Source organism: Sediminibacterium sp. (genome assembly GCF_019264485.1).
Lineage (GTDB): Bacteria > Bacteroidota > Bacteroidia > Chitinophagales > Chitinophagaceae > Sediminibacterium.
Genome location: NZ_JAHVAA010000015.1, coordinates 68,198 through 89,782, shown reverse-complemented (window position 1 = coordinate 89,782; position 21,585 = coordinate 68,198). Strand labels below are relative to the sequence as shown.

The window sequence follows — 21,585 nt, the reverse complement described above, 5'->3', positions numbered from 1 at the left end:
AATTAGCAGCTACTAGCTTCTGGCTACTAGCTGCTAGCTTTTTGCGAATACTAATCTTTTTTAAAATTTAAATACAGCTAGTAGCTAGCAGCTAATAGCTAGAAGCTTAAAAATATGGCCATTAAAAGAGACAATCGCCCCAGACCAACATTCTCCCAGATTACGATCAGCCTGGCATCGCCAGACAGTATCCTGGAAAGAAGTTTTGGCGAAGTACTAAAGCCTGAAACCATTAACTACCGTACTTACAAACCAGAACGCGACGGATTGTTCTGCGAAAGGATTTTCGGTCCAGTAAAGGATTACGAATGTGCCTGTGGTAAGTATAAGCGTATCCGTTACAAAGGCATCGTGTGCGACCGCTGCGGTGTGGAAGTAACAGAGAAAAAAGTTCGTCGTGAACGCATGGGACACATCAAACTGGTGGTTCCTGTAGTGCATATCTGGTATTTCAAAAGTTTACCTAATAAAATCGGTTATCTCTTAGGTATGAGTTCTAAGAAATTAGAGACCATCATCTATTATGAGCGATTTGTGGTTATTCAGGGTGGCGTAAAAGAAAACCTGAACATGGGTGATCTGCTGACGGAAGAAGAATACCTGGATATTCTGGACAATTTGCCAAAAGATAACCAGTACCTGCCCGATGATGATCCACAGAAATTCATCGCTAAAATGGGTGCTGAAGCAGTTCATGCATTGCTGGAAAGAATTGACCTTGATGGGTTAAGTTTCTCTCTGCGTAATGCTGCAGCTACTGAAACATCTCAGCAGCGTAAAGCAGATGCTTTAAAGCGTCTGAGCGTAGTGGAATCATTCCGCGATGCAAGCACAAGAATCACCAACCGTCCGGAGTGGATGGTAATGCAATACATTCCTGTTATTCCACCTGAACTGCGTCCGTTGGTTCCATTGGATGGTGGTCGTTTTGCGAGTTCAGATCTGAATGATCTGTACCGTCGTGTGATCATTCGTAATAACCGTCTGAAAAGATTGTTGGAAATTAAAGCACCGGAAGTGATCCTGCGTAACGAAAAACGTATGCTGCAGGAAGCCATCGATTCACTCTTCGATAACAGCCGTAAATCAAATGCGGTAAAAGCGGAAGGTGGACGTGCGCTGAAATCATTGTCAGATGTATTGAAAGGTAAACAAGGTCGTTTCCGTCAGAACCTCTTAGGTAAGCGTGTTGACTATTCTGGTCGTTCGGTTATCGTGGTAGGTCCTGAACTGAAAATGCATGAATGTGGTCTGCCAAAAGATATGGCGGCAGAACTGTTCAAACCATTTGTGATCCGCAAATTGATTGAAAGAGGTATCGTGAAAACAGTGAAGTCGGCCAAGAAACTGGTAGACCGTAAAGAAGCTGTAATCTGGGATATCCTTGAAAATATCCTGAAAGGACACCCTGTATTGTTAAACCGTGCCCCAACACTGCACCGTTTGTCGATCCAGGCCTTCCAGCCAAAATTAGTAGAAGGTAAAGCGATTCAACTTCACCCGCTCGTTACTTCAGCGTTCAACGCGGATTTCGATGGTGACCAGATGGCGGTACACGTTCCATTGAGCAATGCCGCAGTACTGGAAGCACAGTTGCTGATGCTTTCTTCACACAATATCCTTAACCCACAGAATGGTACACCTATCACCCTTCCTTCTCAGGACATGGTACTGGGTCTGTATTATATCACCAAGGGTAAGAAAACAACTGAAACAGAGATCGTAAGAGGAGAGGGTAAATCTTTCTATAGTATGGATGAAGTGATCATCGCTTATAATGAACAGCGAATAGATCTGCATGCCAATATTAAAGTGAAAGTAAATGTGCGCGAAAGCGGTAAACTGGTAAAAAAACTGATCGACACAACTGTTGGTCGTGTATTATTCAACCAGCATGTACCTGTTGAAGTGGGTTATATCAATGCATTGCTGACCAAGAAAAGCCTGAGAGAAATCATTGGTGATATCATTAAGATTACTGATGTGCCTAAGACGGCCAAGTTCCTCGATGATATCAAAACACTCGGTTTCCGTATGGCCTTCCGTGGTGGTTTGTCATTCAACGTGAACGACCTGATCGTTCCCGATATGAGGAATGAACTGCTGGAAAATGCAAAAGCAGAAGTAGAAGAAGTATGGGAAAACTATAACATGGGTCTGATCACCAATAACGAACGTTATAATCAGGTGATCGATATCTGGAGCCGTGTGGATACACGTATCACAGAAACCCTGATCCGCGAAATGCAGAATGATAAGCAAGGGTTTAACTCTGTTTACATGATGCTCGATTCAGGTGCCCGTGGTAGTAAAACGCAGGTAAAACAGCTGGTAGGTATTCGTGGTCTGATGGCGAAACCCCGTAAAAGTGGAAGTACAGGAAGTGAGGTAATTGAAAACCCGATCCTGTCGAACTTCAAAAGCGGTCTGAACGTATTGGATTACTTTATCTCTACCCACGGTGCGCGTAAAGGTCTGGCAGATACGGCCCTTAAAACAGCCGATGCCGGTTACCTGACCCGTCGTCTGGTAGACGTATCACAGGATGTGGTAATTTCTGAAGAAGATTGCGGCACATTACGTGGTATTGCTACAACAGCATTAAAAGATAATGAAGATGTGATCGAACCACTGGCCGACAGAATTGAAGGACGTACTTCATTACACAATGTCTATCATCCGGTAACAGAAGAGCTGATTATTGTTGCAGGTGAAGAAATATCGTCTGAAGATGCAAAAGCCATTGAAGATGCAGGTATTGAAACCGTAGAGATCCGCTCTGTACTCACTTGCGAAAGCAAACGTGGTGTGTGTGTGAAATGTTATGGTAAAAACCTGGCAACAGGTTATATCACGCAGAGAGGTGATGCAGTAGGTATCATCGCTGCACAGTCTATCGGTGAGCCTGGTACACAGCTTACACTGCGTACCTTCCACGTGGGTGGTGTTGCGGGTTCTGCATCAGTAGAATCTGGTCTGCCTGCTAAATTCGACGGTACTATCCAGTTCGATGGTCTGCGTACTGTAGATACACTGAACAATGATGGCGATAAAGTGAAACTCGTAATTGGTCGTACCGGTGAGGTAAGGATCATGGACGTGAAAAACGACCGTCTTATGATCACCAATAACGTACCTTATGGTGCAACGCTGAATGTGAAAGACGGACAGCAGGTGAAAAAGGGAGATATGATCTGTACATGGGATCCGTTCAATAACGTAATCGTTGCAGAACTGAATGGTACCATCAAATTTGAAAATGTACTCGATGGTATCACTTACCGCGATGAGGCCGATGAACAAACAGGTCACCGCGAAAAAGTGGTTATTGAAACCAAAGACAAAACCAAGATTCCTACCATTATCGTGGAAGGAAAAGAAATCAAACAATACAACCTGCCAGTAGGCTCACACATTGCTGTAGAAGAAGGCGATGAAGTGAAAGCCGGACAGGTGATGGTGAAGATTCCACGTATCCTCGGTAAGCTGAGAGATATCACAGGGGGTCTGCCTCGTGTAACTGAGTTGTTTGAAGCACGTAACCCGGGTAATCCTGCAATCGTGTGTGAGATTGATGGTGTGGTAGCATTTGGTAACGTAAAACGTGGTAACAGAGAAATCATCGTAGAATCGAAAGACGGTATGGTGAAAAAATACCTGGTTCCATTGACCCGCCAGATCCTGGTACAGGATGGCGACTTTGTGAAAGCAGGAACGCCAATGTCTGACGGACAAATTGCACCTGCAGATATCCTTGCTATTAAAGGTCCATTCGCCGTACAGGAGTACGTAGTGAATGAGATCCAGGAAGTATATCGTTTACAGGGTGTAAAAATCAACGACAAACACATTGAAGTGATTGTACGTCAGATGATGAAGAAAGTAGAAATCGTAGATGCAGGTGATACTAAATTTTTGGAGGAGGACCTGGAAGATCGCTTCGACTTTATTGAAGAGAACGACAGGATCTATGACAAGAAAGTAGTAACCGATGCAGGTGAAAGCGCTAAGCTGAAAGCGGGTCAGATCATCACCCTGCGTGAGTTGAGAGAAGAAAACTCAATCCTCCGCAGAGCCGATAAGAAACTTGTTGATGTACGTGACGCCAAACCTGCTACTGCAACACCTGTATTACTGGGTATTACCAAGGCTTCATTGGGCGTACAGAGCTGGATTTCAGCCGCGTCGTTCCAGGAAACAACCAAGGTATTGAGCCAGGCTGCTATACAGGGTAAGACCGATGCAATGCTGGGTCTGAAAGAGAATGTGATTACTGGTCACCTCATCCCTGCAGGTTCAGGACAGAAAGAGTTCGAGAACATGATCGTTGGTAGCAAGGAAGAATACGAGGTACTAGCAACCACCCGCGAAGCGATGAGCTTTGACGATGACGAGTAAGATTCCGAAAGGAAAGTATATAAATGTTAAAGTAGGAAGTGAAAACTTCCTACTTTTTTTCAGGTACCCATTGAGTTACTTATACAGGGTTTTTGTATTCTGATATTTATTGTTAATCTTGTCATCCCGGAAAAAAACGGGAACAAAAGCGTTTAATTTTATTACCTAAAAATCAGTTCATGAAATAAGCCAGCCCAGTTGTTGATACCAACTTAATTGTCTGCAGGCGAATTCCATATGGCTAAAACCAATAAAAATCGACACATGAAAAATTTTACGATCGGGTTAAATATTGCTTTAGTGATTGCAGTGGCTGTGTTATTTTACCTTCAGTTTTCTTCGGGTGGAAATGGTAAGCCAGGTGTGGTAAGTGGAACTAAAGAAGTACCACAGGGTAATTTTAAGATCGCATATTTTGAGATTGATTCTATTGAGGCGCATTTTACTTATTACAAAGAAGTAAGTAATTCCATTCAGGCCAAAGCCCAGGAAAACGGCAAACAACTGAACCAGTTAAAAGAAGCTTTTGCTGCCAAATACCAGGACCTGCAGCGTTCTGCGCAAACCATGACTCAGGCCGAAGTTAACAGCAAGCAGCAGGAACTGATGCAGATGGAGAAAACCTATAACAGCAAGGAGCAGATGATGAATAATGAAATGCAGGATGAGAGCATGAAAAAGATGCTCGATGTGCGCCAGAAAATAAGTGATTACCTGAAAGAATACAATACCTCAAAAGGATATGCTTTTATTGTAGGAAATAACTCAGAGTCGCTGGCATTCTACTATAAAGATTCAGCTTATGATATTACAACAGATGTAATTAAAGGGTTGAATGAGAAGTATAAGAAGAAGCAGTAGGAAGAAAGTTGCTAGCCGTTAGCTACTAGCTGCTAGCTTTTTGGAGGAAATATCTGAAACGCGTGGACTTTGGTTCATGCGTTTTTTGTTTGTGGGGTAAGTATGTACTGTAAGGAAAGGTTTTAACGTAGGTTGGAAAACGAATGGCAGTATCTAAAATTATCCGCTTCTAAACGGATTTTATCCAAATTGATCCCTTGCAAATTAACACTGCCCGTAATACCTGATGTTGCGGAATTCATCACGATCTCTTGCAGCCTGACACTTGTTCCCTGAATCTTTTTTTCCTTATCTTGAACTCCTAACTACGCAACCATATGAGTAATACGAACCCTTCGTTTAAACCCACCCTGAGTTTATTTGATGCCACCATGATTGTTGCAGGTGGTATGATAGGATCGGGTATTTTTATTGTAAGTGCAGATATCACCAGAAATGTGGGTAGTGCCGGATGGCTCGTGCTGGTTTGGCTGATTACAGGTTTTATGACGATTACTGCAGCCGTTAGTTATGGTGAGTTGAGCGCTATGTACCCTAAAGCCGGCGGACAATATGTGTACCTCAAAGAAGCATATAATTCGCTTGTGGGCTTTCTATTTGGGTGGAGCTTTTTCTCTGTAATACAAACAGCTACCATCGCTGCTGTAGGTGTAGCATTCAGCAGGTTTACCGCTTACCTGATACCTTCTGTGAGCGAACAAAATATTATTGCCGATCTGGGTTTTATAAAAATATCGGCGGCCCAGTTACTGGCCATTGCCATGATTGCTTTTCTCACTTATACCAATACCCGTGGCGTAAAGGGAGGTAAGATTATCCAGAGTACATTTACGGTCACCAAACTGGTATCCTTATTCGGATTGATTGTATTTGGATTCTTGTTGGCTAAACAAAGTTTCTGGTCGGAGAATTGGCAAACAGGATTATCGGCCATGCAGGATATGGGTAGTAAAGATGCAGGTGGAGCCTTACAAGCCACAGGTTGGAAACCTATATCGGGCGCGGTATTAATTGGCGCTGTAGCCGCTGCCATGGTAGGCTCTATTTTCAGCAGCGACTCCTGGAACAACGTAACGTTTATTGCAGGCGAAATCAAAAACCCGCAACGTAATATTGGACTAAGTCTCTTCCTGGGTACACTGATTGTAACATTGATTTATATTACTGCTAACCTCATGTACCTGCATGTATTGCCATTACAATCTATTGCATTTGCTGAAAACGACAGGGTAGCGGTAACTGCTGCCAACCAGATATTTGGTAACGCAGGCACCATTGTAATTGCCGTGATGATCATGATCTCCACTTTTGGTTGCAACAATGGTCTTATCCTGGCTGGCGCCCGTGTATATTATACCATGGCACAGGATGGCTTATTCTTTAAAAAGACAGCAGAACTCAATAAGAATGCTGTTCCGGCCTATGCGTTATGGATACAATGTCTGGTAGCATCACTCTTGTGTTTGAGTGGTAAATATGGCGACCTGTTAACGATGGTATCTTTTGTGGTAGTGATATTCTACGTACTCACCATCATCGGTATTTTTATACTCCGTAAAAAACAACCTGATCTGCCCAGACCTTACAAAGCATTCGGTTATCCGGTATTACCCATCATCTATATCATTCTGGCCTCATTGTTTTGTGTGGGCCTGGTATGGTCTTCGCCTACTTATTCACTTTGGGGACTAGCCATTACGCTGATTGGTATTCCTTTGTATTATCTTGCAGTCCGAAATAAGAAACAGGAAGCCTGATGAACTTTGAACAGCTTTTTGCAGATTTTAGCAATACACGTGTTGCCATTCTCGGTGATGTAATGCTTGATACCTATTGGTGGGGTTCGGTAGACCGTATCTCACCCGAAGCACCTGTACCCGTTGTGGCACTGAAACGAAAAGAACTGCGTGTGGGTGGTGCAGCCAATGTGGCCCTCAATACAGCTTCGCTGGGTGCAAAAACAACCATGATCGCTGTGATAGGAGCAGATGCTGATGGCGAACAACTGATACAGTTATTACAGGAGAAAAATATCGATACACAATACATCAAAAAAGCCACCAACAGGGTAACCACAAATAAAACACGTGTCATGAGCCGTAATCAGCAAATGATGCGTCTTGATGCAGAAATTACCACTGATATTGATACGGAAACAGAAAACATATTACTGGAACAGGTAAAGCTTTGTATCGAAATACAAAAGCCACAGGTACTGATACTCGAGGATTATAATAAAGGTGTACTCACACCACGGATTATAAAAGAAGTGATTGCTCTGTGCAAAGCAAAAAATATAATTACAGCGGTTGATCCAAAGAAAAAAAATTTTCTGGCCTACCACGGAGTAACCATATTTAAACCCAACCTGAAAGAAGTAAAAGAAGGGTTAAATTTATTAACAGATACTATTGATCTCTCATCCCTCAAACAGATTCACGAAACGTTACAACAGCATTTGCAACACCATATTTCTTTGATTACACTGTCTGAAAAGGGAGTATTTTATCAGGACGAAACAGCACATAGAATTATACCTACACATATTCGCAATATAGCCGACGTAAGTGGTGCGGGCGATACGGTTATTGCAGTTACTTCATTATGTTATGCGGTAACGAAAGACATGCACCTGGCAGCTGAAATGGCCAATATTGCAGGCGGACTTGTTTGCGAAGAAGTAGGTACAGCAGCTATTAATAAGGAAAGACTGTTGCAGGAATGTGAACTGCTGCTTGGAGAATGAGGTGTTGGGTGAGAAGTGAGTTGTTTTTTTTACAGACCACTTACTGTTCACTATTCACCATTTTCCTCCGTTCATTAAACCATATCTAACGTTTCTTTGAAACAATTCGATATTCTCCCTTTTCTAAATGTCTAATTTCGGGTGCTTTAACATTGAACTATGACAGAGAATTTCACCATTGTGGTACACGGCGGGGCGGGAACTATTTTGAAAGAAGACATGACCCCGGAACTTGAGCAGGCATACCAGACGGGATTGCAACAGGCTTTAGACATAAGTTATGCAGTACTCGAACAGGGAGGAACGGCTGTTAATGCGGTAAAAGCAGCCATAGTTGTGTTGGAAGACAATGTTCTCTTTAATGCCGGGCGTGGTTCAGTATTCACAAAAAAGGGGTTACAGGAAATGGATGCGGCTATTATGGATGGCTCAACACTTGCAGCCGGTGCTGTTGCAGCCATCAGGAATGTAAGAAACCCGATAGAACTGGCTACAGAAGTAATGCGTAACAGTAACCATGTATTCCTGAGCGGTAAAGGGGCCAATGATTTTGCCATTAAACAGGGTATAAAACTGGAGCCCGATGAATACTTTTTCTCCCAGTTCAGATACGACCAGTGGAAAGCCATCCGCGATTCAGATAATTATTCACTTGATCATACCAATCATCACCTGGAAGAACTGATGCGGGATAAAAAATTTGGTACGGTAGGAGCCGTAGCCTGCGATACAAAAGGAAATATTGCGGGTGCAACCTCTACTGGCGGAATGACCAATAAGAAATATGGACGTATTGGTGATAGTCCACTGATTGGAAGTGGTACCTACGCCAATAATAAAACCTGTGCCATCAGTTGTACCGGACATGGCGAAATGTTTATCAGAACCGTGGCAGCTTACGATGTGAGTTGCCTGATGGAATACAGAGGACTGAGTTTGCAGGAAGCGATGGAAGTAGTGGTGCACGATAAACTCATGAAGCTGGAAGGAGAAGGTGGTATGATTGGTGTTGATGCAGAAGGTAATGCCGCTATGGTTTTTAACAGTGCCGGAATGTACCGTGGTATGAAAAATAGTAAGGGAAGAAGTGGAGTTTTTATTTACAAATAATTATATTTGATTAGAACTGATACACATGAGAAAAGGAGGGGGCTGCTTTTGTAGCTCCCTTTTTTTAGATCAACTATTATGCAAAAAATTGCTGTTATCGTAGCCGGCGGAACCGGTCAGAGAATGGGGGCCACCATACCCAAACAATTCCTGCTACTGAACGGGAAACCATTGTTGCATCATACCCTTCAACGTTTCCTCGAAACATGGACTGATCTAGAAATAATCCTTGTATTACCAGAAGAGCATATTAAAGCAGGTAATGAAATAATAATGGATTTGCAGGCGACCGAAAGAGTTAAAATTACAAGAGGAGGCGATAGCCGTTTTCAGTCTGTAAAGAATGGGCTGTTACTGGTAAAAGAACCTGCAGTGGTATTTGTTCATGACGGTGTTCGATGTCTTGTCAGCCATGATCTTATTAAACGGTGTTATCAGCAAACATTGAATAAAGGCAGTGCTATTCCTGCAGTAGCAGCAACAGACAGTATACGGATTGTCAACGGCCAGCAGCACCAGGTAATTGATCGTAACCAGGTACGTATTATACAGACACCACAAACTTTTTTGAGTGAATTATTACTTCCTGCATTTGACAGACCTTTTGAAGAAAAATTTACAGATGAAGCAACAGTAGTAGAAGCCTCAGGAAAAGAAGTATACCTCATAGAAGGAGAGTTTACCAATATAAAAATTACCAGACCCGCAGACCTGATTATTGCCGAGCAGGTTATTGCCTCTCAGGGAATACTTTAAACTCCTCTCAGCAAATTTCTCTTGTAGTGAAAATAAGGCTGGATATGTCCGCCGAATTTTTTATTGAAAGTGCTCACGCCTTCAAGCTCCGACCCTTCAAAATCAAATAATAAATCCTGACCGGCAAACTCCTGCAAGACCTGATTGATGAGTTTGTGATTACTATGTTGTGTTCTTCCTTCCGGAGTAACTGTATTAAAAAGATGGTAGATTCTTTTCTTGTCTTTTAACAGCAAAACATTAGATAGCATGATTCCTCGATGATTGCGCACCGATCTGACGATACAGTCGCTGCGGTTGGCCAGCTGCTTACACAATACCGAAAACCTCAAAAAATCATCTTCACTAACATGTGGCATACGTGCAGCATAGTATTCACGGTAAGATTCAATAGCAGGCAGAAAATTGTCGTCTCTGCTGTATAAAAGACCCTGACTGTTTTTTTGAAGTATTTGTTTCAGATCGTTGCTGTACCGGGCTTGTATGGCTTCAAAACCATTTTTGAGATTGATGATGAAATTGGTTTTATTTTTCGACTGTAACGCAGAAGCCAGTTGATGATTACTGAAGTTCAGGTGAAGGTCGCCATACCATGCAAATTGACGGATAGCTCTTGCCAGTGTATCGTGATTTACTGCATCCAGGTTGCCCATTATGCCCAGTTGCTGCATAAAAGGGGGCGTATAATAATACCTGAATCCATACTTCTTTCTCCAGGGTAAAGCCATTACAGCTTCATAATTTCCCACAACAATACCATGCCAGTGATCGCAGATGCTGTCTAAGTAATCATATTGTCCATAAATAAGGCCATTGAGATGGTTGTGTACACAATCATCCCATTTAACCTGCTCTATAAGATGGGGGGGTAATATCAGTATTTTATTGTTCAAAAACTATTGATTGATACGGGTCCATACTTCTGTTCTGCCCAGTAAGGAAACGCCAATATAACCTCTTACACTCAATGTTCTGTCATCTTTTAAACGTAAAAAACATTTATACTCCTTGCCATTTTGCGGATCATATATTCTGCCACTGTTCCATTCATTATCATCAAACACAAAATCACGAAGTATAACAGCGCCAATAAGCGGTTTGGTTTTTAAAGCGGCATTTGGGTTTTTGGAATCAACGCGCGGGTTGCCTTTTTCATCGTTGGGCTCTTTTAACCAAACCAGTTTGCCATAAAATTTATTACCCTGTTTATAAATTTGTATATGACCCTTACCGGAAGCATTCAGCCAGGTGCCAATGATGGCGTCCGGGTTTTCTTTGTCTTTCCCAAAAACAGTAGCCACCAGCAGAAAACAAATACTAACCAGGTTACTCTTCAGTATCTTGTACATAAGATTTATATTTATGGGTGGAGATAAATTTTTCCTTCTTTCATCACCAATACTATTTTCCTCATTACACTAATATCTTCCAAAGGATTTCCGTCAACCGCAATCATATCTGCCAGTAAACCTTTTTGCAGCCGGCCGATTTTATCACCAATACCAAACACCTTAGCATTAATGGAGGTGGCAGATTTAATGACATCAACAGGTTTCATGCCATATTCAACCATCAGTTCCATTTCCCGAACATTATCACCATGAGTAAATACACCCACATCACCGCCAAAACAGATGGTGACAGATTTCTGTAATGCAAGTTGAAAACTTTTTTTCTTTGCAGCTATACGGTCAGTTGGAGGCATGATTCCTTTTTTCCAGCCATCATAAGTAGCGGTAGCTTCTGTTGCACCAAGAGTAGCACAGAGTGCCACATTGTTTCTTAGCATTAAATCAAATACTTCATGATTGCCATAGTCTCCATGTTCAATAGTGCTTACGCGGGCCAATGCAGCTCTTTTCATTCCTTCAATGTTACTGGCATGCGCTACCACCTGTTTGCCTGCACTCGCACTAACTTCAACTGCTTTACGCAATTCCTCAAGTGTAAAAGTAGGGGCAGGTGTATTGTCGGGGCCCCATCGGTAATCGGCATATACTTTTATCAGATCAGCACCATTGCCCATTTGTTGCCTGATTTCTTTTGTAAGCCCTTCCACACCATCTGCTTCTGCCGCACCTTTTATAACCTGGTGATTCAGGTTGCCTAATTTCGGACCATAACTACCGGTGGCTACTATTGCCCTGGTAGCAATCAACATTCTGGGGCCGGGGATAATACCTTTTTCAATAGCTGTTTTTAATCCCACATCAGCGTAACCTGCTCCTTCGGTACCTAAATCTCGCACAGTGGTAAACCCTGCCATTAAAGTAGAACGGGCATGAACAACGGCCCTTGCAACCCTTTCGGCATCAGATTCATCCATTACCTGTTTGTCCCATTTCGTTTCATTGTAAGGATGAAGCAACAGGTGAGAATGCCCTTCTATCAATCCGGGTAATAATGTCTTTCCTTTCAGGTCAAAAGTTTTATACGGGGAATGCGTTGGCAGACCCGAAAGCGGGCCTACGGCTACAATTTTCTGCCCCTGGACCCAAATGCCCCATCCGGTATGCATTTGCTCACCATCAAACAAATGGTCGGCTTTAATGAGTAAAAAACTATCGGTTGTTTGTGTTGCTGATACAGAGAGGCTTGCGCTGAGCAGGATAAAAATCAGAAAATGGCGAAATATGACCACAGGACTTGGTTTTTCCTGAAAATAACAAACTATGATGGAAAAAAAATTTGTTTGTATTACCCAACTACCCCATTTTTGCAACACAATGAAAAGAACAATCAACAGTCAGTGGTGGTGGCATTCAAACTCCGATCGGGGATTGTAATGGCATAGCCAGTACTGTATGAATCATATTCAGAAACCCCGACAGACATTGTCGGGGTTTTTTGTTAGTATAATACCGGGTTCAAAAAAGAAACATGAAAAAGATCCAGATTCAGACGAGCGTTAAAAAATTACTGGCTGATGTGTATACGCCGGTAGGGATTTACCTACGTATACGCGACAGGTTTCGTGATACGGTTTTACTCGAAAGTACCGATCACCATGCAGCAGAGAACAGTTATTCCTTTATCTGTATCAATGCCATCGCCGGTGTTGAAATACGTTCGGCAGAAACAATGGAAATTAAATTGCCTGCCCAGCAACCTGAAAAACTGTCGATCAGTGATAAGTCAACAGTACCTGTTCAGTTGTGGAATTTTATGCAGCGCTTTGAAATACAACCTGCACCAGAAAAAGAAGCTGCTTTTGCACAGGGACTCTTTGGGTACAGTTGTTTTGATGCAGTTGGTTTTTTTGATACCATTCAGTTAAAAAAACCGGTATCAGCAGATTCGGCCATACCATTAATGCGTTATCGTTTATACCAGTATGTGATTGTATTCAATCATTTTAAGGATGAATTATTTATTTGTGAGAACAGGATCAGTGGTATTGAGTCTGAATTGGCAATGGTAGAGTCGCTGATCAGAAGTAAAGATGTACCTGTATATCCTTTCAAAGCCAGAGGAGTAGAAACATCCAATATGACTGATGAAGACTACCGGTCAATGGTACAGAAAGGAATTCAAAGTTGTCTTCGTGGCGACGTGTTTCAGATTGTATTAAGTAGACGTTTCCAGCAATCATTTACGGGTGATGAATTTAATGTGTACAGGGCATTAAGAACAGTGAATCCTTCACCTTATTTATTCTTTTTTGATTATGGAGAATATAAACTGATGGGGTCATCACCAGAAGCTCAATTGATAATACAGGGAGGCAAGGCAATTGTTCACCCGATTGCAGGTACATTTAAAAGAACCGGCGATGATGAGGTAGATCAGCAAATGGCAGCCAAACTATTAGATGATGCCAAAGAAAATGCAGAACATGTAATGCTGGTGGATCTTGCCCGCAATGACCTTAGCAGGGCCTGTTCCGATGTGCAAGTAAGTCATTACAGACAGGTGCAATATTATAGTCATGTTATTCATCTGGTGAGTGAAGTTATGGGCAAAGTTCCTGCCGGGCATAACCCTTTTGCTATTCTGGCACAAACTTTTCCAGCTGGAACATTGAGTGGTGCTCCCAAATTCAAGGCAATGGAGTTGATTGATGGTTATGAGCCAACAGCAAGAAGTTATTACGGCGGCGCCATTGGATTTATGGGTTTTGATGGCAGTTGCAATCATGCCATCATGATCCGTTCATTTCTCAGTAGAAACAATACACTCTATTATCAGGCAGGTGCAGGTGTTGTAGCAGCATCAAATCCAGAAAGTGAATTGCAGGAAGTAAACAATAAACTGAATGCCCTCAAAGTAGCGATCGGAATTGCTCAAAGCATTGTATAAAAGCAGTGTAAAAGCACTGTAAAAAGTTAAATCAAAAATCAGAGACCCCGAAAAGTATCTTAAGACAGAAAATCAAACTTAATGAACATCCTTGTTTTCGATAATTACGATTCATTTACTTATAACCTGGTTCACCTGGTAGAGAAGATTATTCATACAAAGGTAACCGTGAGAAGAAATGATCAGGTAACGCTGGAAGAAGTGAACGCTTTCGATAAAATTATTTTATCGCCAGGTCCGGGAGTACCTGCGGAGGCAGGATTATTATTGCCATTGATTAAAGCATATGCCCCGGTAAAATCAATCCTGGGGGTTTGTCTGGGTCACCAGGCAATAGGAGAAACATTCGGAGGCAAACTGCTAAACCTTACTACAGTTTATCATGGCGTGGCAACCCCCATTCAGTTACAGACTGCAAAGCGCCAACCAAAGGCTAATGATGTTTTTCAGGGTTTTGACAAAGAACTGATTGTGGGCAGGTACCATAGCTGGGTTATTAGTGAAGAAGATTTCCCGGCTGAACTGGAGGTTACGGCAAGAGATGAACACAATTATATCATGGCATTACAACATAAAAACTATGATGTACAGGGAGTACAATTTCATCCTGAAAGTGTATTAACACCTGACGGAGAAAAAATATTACGCAACTGGCTAAAGAGCTAATTAATAGGGAGTATCGGTTACAAAATGACAAATAGCAGATATGAAAAAATTATTACAATATTTATTCGAACATAAAACACTGAGCCGTGAGAAAGCAAGAGAAGTGTTGTTGCAGATGTCTGGCGGACAATTCAATGAATCGGAGATTGCATCATTTATTACGGTATTCCTGATGCGGAGCATTACCATTGAGGAATTACATGGATTCAGAGACGCATTACTGGAACTGTCTGTGAAAGTAGATATGAACGGACATGAAGTAATGGATATTGTTGGAACCGGAGGAGATGGCAAAAACACATTCAATATTTCAACCCTGTCCTGTTTTATTGTAGCAGGCGCGGGTCAGCAGGTGGCCAAGCATGGTAATTATGGAGCATCATCGGTAAGCGGGGCGTCGAATGTAATGGAACAGCTTGGGTACAGGTTCAAGAATAATACTGATGAACTAAAAAAAGAACTGGATGCGGCCAATATCTGTTTTCTTCATGCACCATTGTTTCACCCGGCATTAAAAGTAGTGGGCCCAATACGTAAAAATCTTGGTGTCCGCACTTTTTTTAATATGCTGGGGCCGATGGTAAACCCCGCAACACCAGCATACCAGTTGGTAGGTGTATATAACCTTGAAATGGCCCGTATTTATAATTATCTCCTTCAGGAAACAGGAAATGCATTTACCATCATTCACAGTCTTGACGGGTATGATGAAATATCATTGACGAACGATACCAAAGTAATAACCAATACCGGAGAAAGAATCATGACACCGGAGCAACTGGGTAAGCGAATGGTGACAGCAGAAGATATTTATGGAGGTAATACAGTAGAAGAAGCAGCAAAATTATTTACACGTATCATAAAAGGAGAAGGAAGCTGGGCACAGAACGCTGTAGTGTTGGCCAATGCTGCTATGGCCCTTTATTGTACCGGTAAATATAATAGCTATGAAACTGCCTATTCAGCCGCTGTAGAAAGTCTTGAAACCAGGAAAGCATTCAAGGCACTGGAAAAATTAATCAACCTGCAATAAAATGAATATACTCGATACCATTGTTGCACAGAAAAGAAAAGAAGTAGAGGAGCGAAAGCTAACCACACCATTACACATATTGGAGCAACAACCTTATTTTGTAAGACCGGTTTTTTCACTCACCGGTTTCCTCGCAGATGATACTAAAACAGGTATTATTGCAGAATACAAGAGAAAATCGCCTTCAAAAGGTATTATCAATGCCAATGCTTCAGTGGAAGAAGTTACCAGTGCTTATGCACAATATGCAGCCGGAATATCGGTACTAACAGATACTGAATTCTTTGGAGGTACGACAGCCGATCTGGAGAAAGCCCGGTTCAATAATATTCCTATTCTCAGAAAAGATTTTATGATTGATGAATACCAGGTTTATGAAGCCAAGGCAATGGGGGCAGATGTGATACTGCTGATAGCTGCCTGTTTAAATCCTCATGAAGTAAACGAATTGGGCGCCTGTGCCAAAGGGCTGGGTATGGAAGTATTACTGGAAATTCATAATGAAGAAGAGTTGGGGCATATCAGCGATATGGTAGACATGGTGGGAGTCAACAATCGCAACCTGAAAACCTTTGAAGTAGACATTCAGACCTCATTACACTTGATTGATCATATTCCTGCGGGAAAACCAGCCATAGCAGAAAGTGGTATCAGTAATGTGGATACAATCGTAACTTTACGGAATGCCGGGTTCTCGGGCTTTCTCATCGGAGAAAACTTTATGAAAGAATCAAAACCTTCGATTGCTTTTGCTGATTTTATACATCAACTAAAAGCAAAATAACATGAGAATTAAGGTCTGTGGTATGACCAATACCGAACAAGTAATGCAATTGGATGCACTGGGAGTTGAATTTGCGGGTTTTATATTTTACCCCAAATCGCCCAGATATGTATTCAGGCATATGCCAAGACCCGAAATAAAAAAAATAAAAGGACAACATATTAATAAAGTGGGTGTTTTTGTGAACGCTCCTGTGGAAGAATTGTTACAGGCCGTAGATGATTGCGGATTACACCTGGTTCAGCTACATGGAGATGAAACACCCAAGTATTGTGAAAAAGTGGCAGACTATGTAGGTGTGATCAAGGCATTCAGGCTGCGTGAGGATGATCAGGTATTATGGAAAATAAAAGACTATCAGGAAATAGCGGATATGTTTTTGTTTGATACCGACGGGACGGGCTATGGAGGAACAGGTAAGAAATTTAATTGGTCTATGCTGAAGGGAATTAACATCAACAAACCCTTTTTTCTGAGTGGTGGAATTGGTCCGGATGATGTGGAAGAACTGACAGGTTTTGCCAAAGATCCGGTAGCAAAAGATCTTTTTTCCATTGATGTAAACAGCAAATTTGAAACCATACCGGGTTTGAAAGACATGCAGGCAGTAGAGAAATTTATAAAGGCAATAAAACAATTTTAATGAAGGCATAGTATTATGCCCAAAACAATAATCAATGGCAACTACTTATCAGCAACCGGATGTGCAGGGCTATTACGGACAGTTTGGAGGGGCTTATATCCCCGAAATGTTACACCGTAATGTGACAGAATTAAGGGAACAATACCTTGCCATAATGAATGACCCGGATTTTAAAGCCGAGTTTGAAACATTATTGAAAGATTATGTAGGCAGACCAACACCTTTGTTTCATGCAGAAAGACTTAGTAAAGAAACCGGGGCTACAATTTTTTTGAAGAGAGAAGATCTTTGTCATACCGGTGCACACAAAATCAATAATACCATTGGTCAGATATTATTGGCTAAGCGATTGGGCAAAACAAGGATCATAGCTGAAACTGGTGCAGGGCAGCATGGGGTGGCAACTGCTACTGTTTGTGCTTTAAAAGGAATTCAGTGTATTGTTTACATGGGCGAGAAAGATATTGAACGTCAGGCACCCAATGTAGCTAGAATGAAAATGCTGGGGGCAACAGTAGTGCCGGCAAAAAGTGGTAGTAAAACCCTGAAAGATGCCACTAATGAAGCGATCCGCGACTGGATCAATAACCCGAACGATACACATTATATTATCGGCAGTGTAGTAGGCCCGCATCCATACCCCGATATGGTAGCGAAATTTCAAAGTGTCATCAGTAAGGAAACGCGGATACAGTTAAAAGAAAAAACAGGAACAGAGCTGCCAACACATGTGATAGCCTGTGTAGGTGGTGGCAGCAATGCTGCTGGTGCATTTTATCATTTTTTGGATGAGCCAACTGTACAACTGGTGGCAGTGGAAGCTGCAGGTCATGGCGTACATAGTGGAATGAGTGCGGCCACAACTCAGTTAGGTAAGCCTGGTATTTTACATGGCAGTAAGAGTTTGCTGATGCAGACTGAAGACGGACAGGTAATAGAACCACATAGCATTTCAGCAGGGTTGGATTATCCCGGTATTGGCCCTTTACATGCCTATCTGTTTGAAAGTGGTAGAGGCTTGTTTTTAAGTGCTACTGATGAAGAAGCCCTGGAAGCTGCTTTTCATGTGAGTAAAACAGAAGGTATTATTCCGGCACTGGAAACGGCACATGCTTTTGCTGTACTCGATAAATTAAATTTAAAAAACACAGACAGGATAGTGATTTGTTTGAGTGGTAGAGGTGATAAGGACCTGGCAACTTATATGCAACATTTATAAAATTCGTTAACAGCCAATGAGCAGGATACAGCATTTATTCAAGCAAAAAAAAGAAAGGGTACTGAATGTGTATTGCACAGCAGGTTATCCGCAGTTGAATGATACAATCAATATCATATTGGCTCTTGAAGAGAGCGGAGCCGATTTAATAGAACTTGGGATGCCCTATAGCGACCCGCTGGCCGACGGGCCTGTAATACAGGCAAGTAGTACCATTGCTTTGCAAAATGGAATGGGAATAACAGTACTGTTTGAACAATTAAAAGAACTGCGCGCTAAAACAAATATTCCCCTGCTACTGATGGGCTATATGAATCCTGTATTACAGTATGGGTTTGAGAATTTTTGCAGAGAAGCTGCTGCTGTTGGAGTAGATGGTCTGATATTACCCGACCTTCCAGAATATGAATATGAAACCGTTTACGGAGCGATCATTAAAAAGTATGGGCTTGATTTTATTTTCCTTGTTACACCTGAAACAAGCCAGGAGCGGATAAAAAAACTGGATACATTAAGCACAGGTTTCTTATACGCAGTAAGTTCATCGGCTACCACGGGAAATGATAAAGATTTCAGTCTTGTAGAAACTTATCTGGAAAAACTCAGAGGGCTTCAATTGCAAAATCCGGTACTGGTTGGTTTTGGAATTAAAGACAAAACAACATTTGAAGCAGCCTGTAAATATGCCAATGGCGCCATCATTGGATCGGCTTATATCAAAGCACTGGAACAGGGTACAGATATTCGTACTACAACAAAACAATTCCTGGAACAGGTATTAAAATAAGATATGAACCTGGTAATCATAAAATACAATGCGGGAAACATACAGTCGGTTCGTTATGCATTGGAACGGATTGGTGCCACCGCAACAGTTACAGACGATCATGAGATGATTGCATCTGCCGATAAAGTAATTTTTCCCGGTGTGGGTGAAGCAAGTACAGCTATGCACTATCTCAGGGAAAGAAAACTCGATCAGCTTATAATAGGTTTGCAGCAACCTGTATTGGGTATTTGCCTGGGTATGCAGCTAATGTGCAGACATTCGGAAGAGAATGACACCACCTGTCTGAATATTTTTGATGAAGCAGTAAAACAATTTAAACCACAACAAGGTACAGGCTTAAAAGTGCCGCAAATTGGATGGAATACAATTTCAGATGTAAAAACACCCTTGTTTAATATGGTGCCGGAAAACAGTTATTGCTATTTTGTACACGGCTATTATGCAGCAAAAGGTGAGCATACGATTGCTACTACCGACTATATTCAACCCTATAGCTCAGCCTTACACCGGGATAATTTTTATGGTGTTCAATTTCATCCGGAGAAAAGTGCAGTGGTAGGAGAAAAAATATTGACTAATTTTTTAAAGCTCTGATTAAATCAAAATGGTAATTATTCCGGCAATAGATATTATTGATGGCAAATGTGTTCGCCTCACAGAGGGAGACTATAGCCAGAAAACAGTGTACAATGAAAATCCGCTGGAAGTAGCTTTGCAGTTCGAGGATGCGGGGCTGAAAAGATTGCATTTGGTTGATTTAGATGGCGCTAAAGCAGGTGCAGTAAAAAACTGGAAAGTATTAGAGCAACTAACAAGCAAAACATCTTTAATCCTCGACTTTGGAGGAGGTATAAAAAAAGAAGAAGACCTGACTGTTGTGTTCAATTCAGGAGCAGCTTATGCAACTATCGGCAGTCTTGCTGTGAAGCAGGAAAACGTTTTTATTGAGTGGATGCAAAAATATGGTGCCGATAAATTTCTTTTAGGTGCTGATGTAAAAGATGAGAAAATCGCTGTGTCGGGCTGGTTAGAGACAACTGATGTATGGATTTATGATTTTATAGAAAAATACATAGGGCTTGGTATACAACAACTGTTTTGTACCGACGTAAGTAAAGATGGTAAACTGGAAGGGCCTTCTGTTGTTTTATATAAACAGATCCTTGAAAAGTTTCCATCACTTCATTTTATCGCAAGTGGAGGTGTGAGTAGTATGAGTGATCTTGAAGTATTGCGTGAAGCAGGCTGCTCAGGTGCCATCGTAGGTAAAGCCATCTATGAAAACAGGATCAGTTTAAAAGAATTATCAAAGTTCAACAGATAAAAATAATTAAATGACTCTGCGAAGCCTCTGCTTCCTCTCGTTCTCTGCGGTGGGGTTCCTCACGTCATCCTGACGAAGGAAGGGACCGCAGAGAACATGAGATAACAAAGTTTACGCATAGGAGTAAGAAATTAGTTTATAAGATGCTGACAAAAAGAATTATACCATGTCTCGATATTAAAGATGGCCGCACAGTAAAAGGCATCAACTTTGAAAATATCCGTGATGCCGGTGATCCTGTTGAGCTCGGAGCTTTGTATGCTAAAACAGGGGCCGATGAACTGGTTTTTCTTGATATAACTGCTACCAATGAAAAACGAAAAACATTGAGTGAACTGGTGAACCGTATCTCTCAGAATATCAATATCCCGTTTACTGTTGGAGGAGGTATCAGTAGTGTGGAAGATGTACAGGTACTGCTGCAGCATGGTGCTGATAAAATATCTGTTAATACAGCTGCCTATAAAAATCCGCAATTGATTGCAGATCTCTCAAAAGAATTCGGTTCACAGTGTGTAGTACTGGCGATTGACACTAAACAGGAAACAGATGGTCAATGGTATGTATACCTGAATGGGGGCAGGGTAAAAACAGATACCTTATGCACAGATTGGGCGAGACAGGCCGTTGATCTGGGAGCCGGTGAAATATTACTTACATCTATGAATCATGACGGCACTAAGCAAGGGTTTGCCTTAGACATTACAGCAACCCTGGCAGGTACTTTATCTGTTCCGGTAATTGCTTCCGGTGGTGGTGGTACAATGCAGCATTTTACTGATGTGTTTACAAAAGGAAAAGCTGATGCAGCACTGGCAGCAAGCATCTTTCACTTTAAAGAAATCGGTATACCGGAATTGAAAGATTATCTTGCAGGACAGGGAGTAAGGATGAGGAAATAAGGAATAAGAAATAAGAAACAAGGAATAAGACACAAGTAGTAGGAAGGGGGTGAA

19 protein-coding genes are annotated in these 21,585 nt (G+C 41.8%); 16 read left to right on the top strand and 3 right to left on the bottom strand.

Going from position 1 to position 21,585, the window contains the following annotated elements:
- Positions 1–114: 114 nt before the first annotated feature.
- The 6 genes from rpoC to KXJ59_RS15035 all read left to right on the top strand — a co-directional run bounded on the left by rpoC (position 115) and on the right by KXJ59_RS15035 (position 9,871).
- Entirely contained in the window at positions 115–4,398 is a 4,284-nt protein-coding gene (gene rpoC, locus KXJ59_RS15060; RefSeq protein ID WP_295206485.1) for a DNA-directed RNA polymerase subunit beta', read from the top strand.
- A gap of 264 nt (positions 4,399–4,662) precedes the next feature.
- The gene (locus KXJ59_RS15055) at positions 4,663–5,259 is read left to right on the top strand and encodes an OmpH family outer membrane protein (protein WP_295206482.1); all 597 of its coding nucleotides are present in this window, start codon (positions 4,663–4,665) and stop codon (positions 5,257–5,259) included.
- A 317-nt stretch (positions 5,260–5,576) separates the two neighbouring features.
- Entirely contained in the window at positions 5,577–7,016 is a 1,440-nt protein-coding gene (locus tag KXJ59_RS15050; RefSeq protein WP_295206479.1) for an amino acid permease, read from the top strand.
- Positions 7,016–8,005 (top strand): bifunctional ADP-heptose synthase, encoded by a 990-nt coding sequence (locus KXJ59_RS15045; protein ID WP_295206476.1) that lies wholly within the window; start codon positions 7,016–7,018, stop codon positions 8,003–8,005. The genes KXJ59_RS15050 and KXJ59_RS15045 overlap by 1 nt, the downstream gene beginning before the upstream one ends.
- A gap of 159 nt (positions 8,006–8,164) precedes the next feature.
- The gene (locus tag KXJ59_RS15040; RefSeq protein WP_295206474.1) at positions 8,165–9,115 is read left to right on the top strand and encodes an isoaspartyl peptidase/L-asparaginase; all 951 of its coding nucleotides are present in this window, start codon (positions 8,165–8,167) and stop codon (positions 9,113–9,115) included.
- A 78-nt stretch (positions 9,116–9,193) separates the two neighbouring features.
- Positions 9,194–9,871 (top strand): 2-C-methyl-D-erythritol 4-phosphate cytidylyltransferase, encoded by a 678-nt coding sequence (locus KXJ59_RS15035; protein ID WP_295206471.1) that lies wholly within the window; start codon positions 9,194–9,196, stop codon positions 9,869–9,871.
- Here the strand turns inward: KXJ59_RS15035 and KXJ59_RS15030 are convergent.
- Genes KXJ59_RS15030 through KXJ59_RS15020 form a run of 3 tightly spaced genes read right to left on the bottom strand, consistent with a single transcriptional unit; the run spans position 9,868 to position 12,512 of the window.
- A complete protein-coding gene (locus KXJ59_RS15030; RefSeq protein ID WP_295206468.1) occupies positions 9,868–10,764 on the bottom strand; it encodes a hypothetical protein in 897 nt (298 codons plus the stop codon). The two genes, KXJ59_RS15035 and KXJ59_RS15030, sit on opposite strands and share 4 nt — an antisense overlap.
- 3 nt (positions 10,765–10,767) lie before the next feature.
- Positions 10,768–11,220 carry a DUF2147 domain-containing protein gene (locus KXJ59_RS15025; protein WP_295206465.1) on the bottom strand — a complete coding sequence of 151 codons (453 nt, stop codon included), beginning with the start codon at positions 11,218–11,220 and terminating at the stop codon, positions 10,768–10,770.
- A gap of 11 nt (positions 11,221–11,231) precedes the next feature.
- Positions 11,232–12,512, bottom strand: a complete 1,281-nt coding sequence (locus tag KXJ59_RS15020) for an amidohydrolase family protein (RefSeq protein WP_295206462.1) — start codon at positions 12,510–12,512, stop codon at positions 11,232–11,234.
- Positions 12,513–12,751: 239 nt separating this feature from the next.
- Here KXJ59_RS15020 and KXJ59_RS15015 point away from each other — a divergent pair, with 239 nt between their 5' ends.
- The 10 genes from KXJ59_RS15015 to hisF all read left to right on the top strand — a co-directional run bounded on the left by KXJ59_RS15015 (position 12,752) and on the right by hisF (position 21,531).
- Positions 12,752–14,170, top strand: a complete 1,419-nt coding sequence (locus tag KXJ59_RS15015; RefSeq protein WP_295206460.1) for an anthranilate synthase component I family protein — start codon at positions 12,752–12,754, stop codon at positions 14,168–14,170.
- Between the two features lie 81 nt (positions 14,171–14,251).
- Positions 14,252–14,836 (top strand): aminodeoxychorismate/anthranilate synthase component II, encoded by a 585-nt coding sequence (locus tag KXJ59_RS15010; protein WP_295206458.1) that lies wholly within the window; start codon positions 14,252–14,254, stop codon positions 14,834–14,836.
- Between the two features lie 40 nt (positions 14,837–14,876).
- Positions 14,877–15,869, top strand: coding sequence for an anthranilate phosphoribosyltransferase (trpD, locus tag KXJ59_RS15005; RefSeq protein ID WP_295206456.1), 993 nt, complete (start codon positions 14,877–14,879; stop codon positions 15,867–15,869).
- Between the two features lies 1 nt (position 15,870).
- On the top strand, positions 15,871–16,653 hold the full coding sequence (gene trpC / locus KXJ59_RS15000) for an indole-3-glycerol phosphate synthase TrpC (RefSeq protein WP_295206454.1): 783 nt from the start codon (positions 15,871–15,873) through the stop codon (positions 16,651–16,653).
- Between the two features lies 1 nt (position 16,654).
- Positions 16,655–17,296 carry a phosphoribosylanthranilate isomerase gene (locus KXJ59_RS14995; protein ID WP_295206451.1) on the top strand — a complete coding sequence of 214 codons (642 nt, stop codon included), beginning with the start codon at positions 16,655–16,657 and terminating at the stop codon, positions 17,294–17,296.
- A gap of 34 nt (positions 17,297–17,330) precedes the next feature.
- Positions 17,331–18,515 carry a tryptophan synthase subunit beta gene (gene trpB / locus KXJ59_RS14990; protein WP_295206448.1) on the top strand — a complete coding sequence of 395 codons (1,185 nt, stop codon included), beginning with the start codon at positions 17,331–17,333 and terminating at the stop codon, positions 18,513–18,515.
- A 16-nt stretch (positions 18,516–18,531) separates the two neighbouring features.
- A complete protein-coding gene (gene trpA, locus KXJ59_RS14985; protein WP_295206445.1) occupies positions 18,532–19,302 on the top strand; it encodes a tryptophan synthase subunit alpha in 771 nt (256 codons plus the stop codon).
- A 3-nt stretch (positions 19,303–19,305) separates the two neighbouring features.
- Positions 19,306–19,899: an imidazole glycerol phosphate synthase subunit HisH gene (gene hisH, locus KXJ59_RS14980; protein WP_295206442.1), complete on the top strand. Its 594-nt coding sequence runs from the start codon at positions 19,306–19,308 to the stop codon at positions 19,897–19,899.
- A 10-nt stretch (positions 19,900–19,909) separates the two neighbouring features.
- Positions 19,910–20,629: a 1-(5-phosphoribosyl)-5-[(5-phosphoribosylamino)methylideneamino]imidazole-4-carboxamide isomerase gene (gene hisA / locus KXJ59_RS14975; protein WP_295206439.1), complete on the top strand. Its 720-nt coding sequence runs from the start codon at positions 19,910–19,912 to the stop codon at positions 20,627–20,629.
- Positions 20,630–20,772: 143 nt separating this feature from the next.
- Complete coding sequence (gene hisF, locus KXJ59_RS14970) at positions 20,773–21,531, top strand: imidazole glycerol phosphate synthase subunit HisF (protein WP_295206436.1); 759 nt, start codon at positions 20,773–20,775, stop codon at positions 21,529–21,531.
- Positions 21,532–21,585 lie beyond the last annotated feature (54 nt).

Bases quoted from the DNA above. Each gene is read 5' to 3' on its own strand.
- rpoC (WP_295206485.1), top strand. From the start codon at position 115: ATGGCCATTAAAAGAGACAATCGCCCCAGACCAACATTCTCCCAGATT.
- KXJ59_RS15055 (WP_295206482.1), top strand. From the start codon at position 4,663: ATGAAAAATTTTACGATCGGGTTAAATATTGCTTTAGTGATTGCAGTG.
- KXJ59_RS15050 (WP_295206479.1), top strand. From the start codon at position 5,577: ATGAGTAATACGAACCCTTCGTTTAAACCCACCCTGAGTTTATTTGAT.
- KXJ59_RS15045 (WP_295206476.1), top strand. From the start codon at position 7,016: ATGAACTTTGAACAGCTTTTTGCAGATTTTAGCAATACACGTGTTGCC.
- KXJ59_RS15040 (WP_295206474.1), top strand. From the start codon at position 8,165: ATGACAGAGAATTTCACCATTGTGGTACACGGCGGGGCGGGAACTATT.
- KXJ59_RS15035 (WP_295206471.1), top strand. From the start codon at position 9,194: ATGCAAAAAATTGCTGTTATCGTAGCCGGCGGAACCGGTCAGAGAATG.
- KXJ59_RS15025 (WP_295206465.1), bottom strand. From the start codon at position 11,220: ATGTACAAGATACTGAAGAGTAACCTGGTTAGTATTTGTTTTCTGCTG.
- KXJ59_RS15015 (WP_295206460.1), top strand. From the start codon at position 12,752: ATGAAAAAGATCCAGATTCAGACGAGCGTTAAAAAATTACTGGCTGAT.
- KXJ59_RS15010 (WP_295206458.1), top strand. From the start codon at position 14,252: ATGAACATCCTTGTTTTCGATAATTACGATTCATTTACTTATAACCTG.
- trpD (WP_295206456.1), top strand. From the start codon at position 14,877: ATGAAAAAATTATTACAATATTTATTCGAACATAAAACACTGAGCCGT.
- trpC (WP_295206454.1), top strand. From the start codon at position 15,871: ATGAATATACTCGATACCATTGTTGCACAGAAAAGAAAAGAAGTAGAG.
- KXJ59_RS14995 (WP_295206451.1), top strand. From the start codon at position 16,655: ATGAGAATTAAGGTCTGTGGTATGACCAATACCGAACAAGTAATGCAA.
- trpB (WP_295206448.1), top strand. From the start codon at position 17,331: ATGGCAACTACTTATCAGCAACCGGATGTGCAGGGCTATTACGGACAG.
- trpA (WP_295206445.1), top strand. From the start codon at position 18,532: ATGAGCAGGATACAGCATTTATTCAAGCAAAAAAAAGAAAGGGTACTG.
- hisH (WP_295206442.1), top strand. From the start codon at position 19,306: ATGAACCTGGTAATCATAAAATACAATGCGGGAAACATACAGTCGGTT.
- hisA (WP_295206439.1), top strand. From the start codon at position 19,910: ATGGTAATTATTCCGGCAATAGATATTATTGATGGCAAATGTGTTCGC.
- hisF (WP_295206436.1), top strand. From the start codon at position 20,773: ATGCTGACAAAAAGAATTATACCATGTCTCGATATTAAAGATGGCCGC.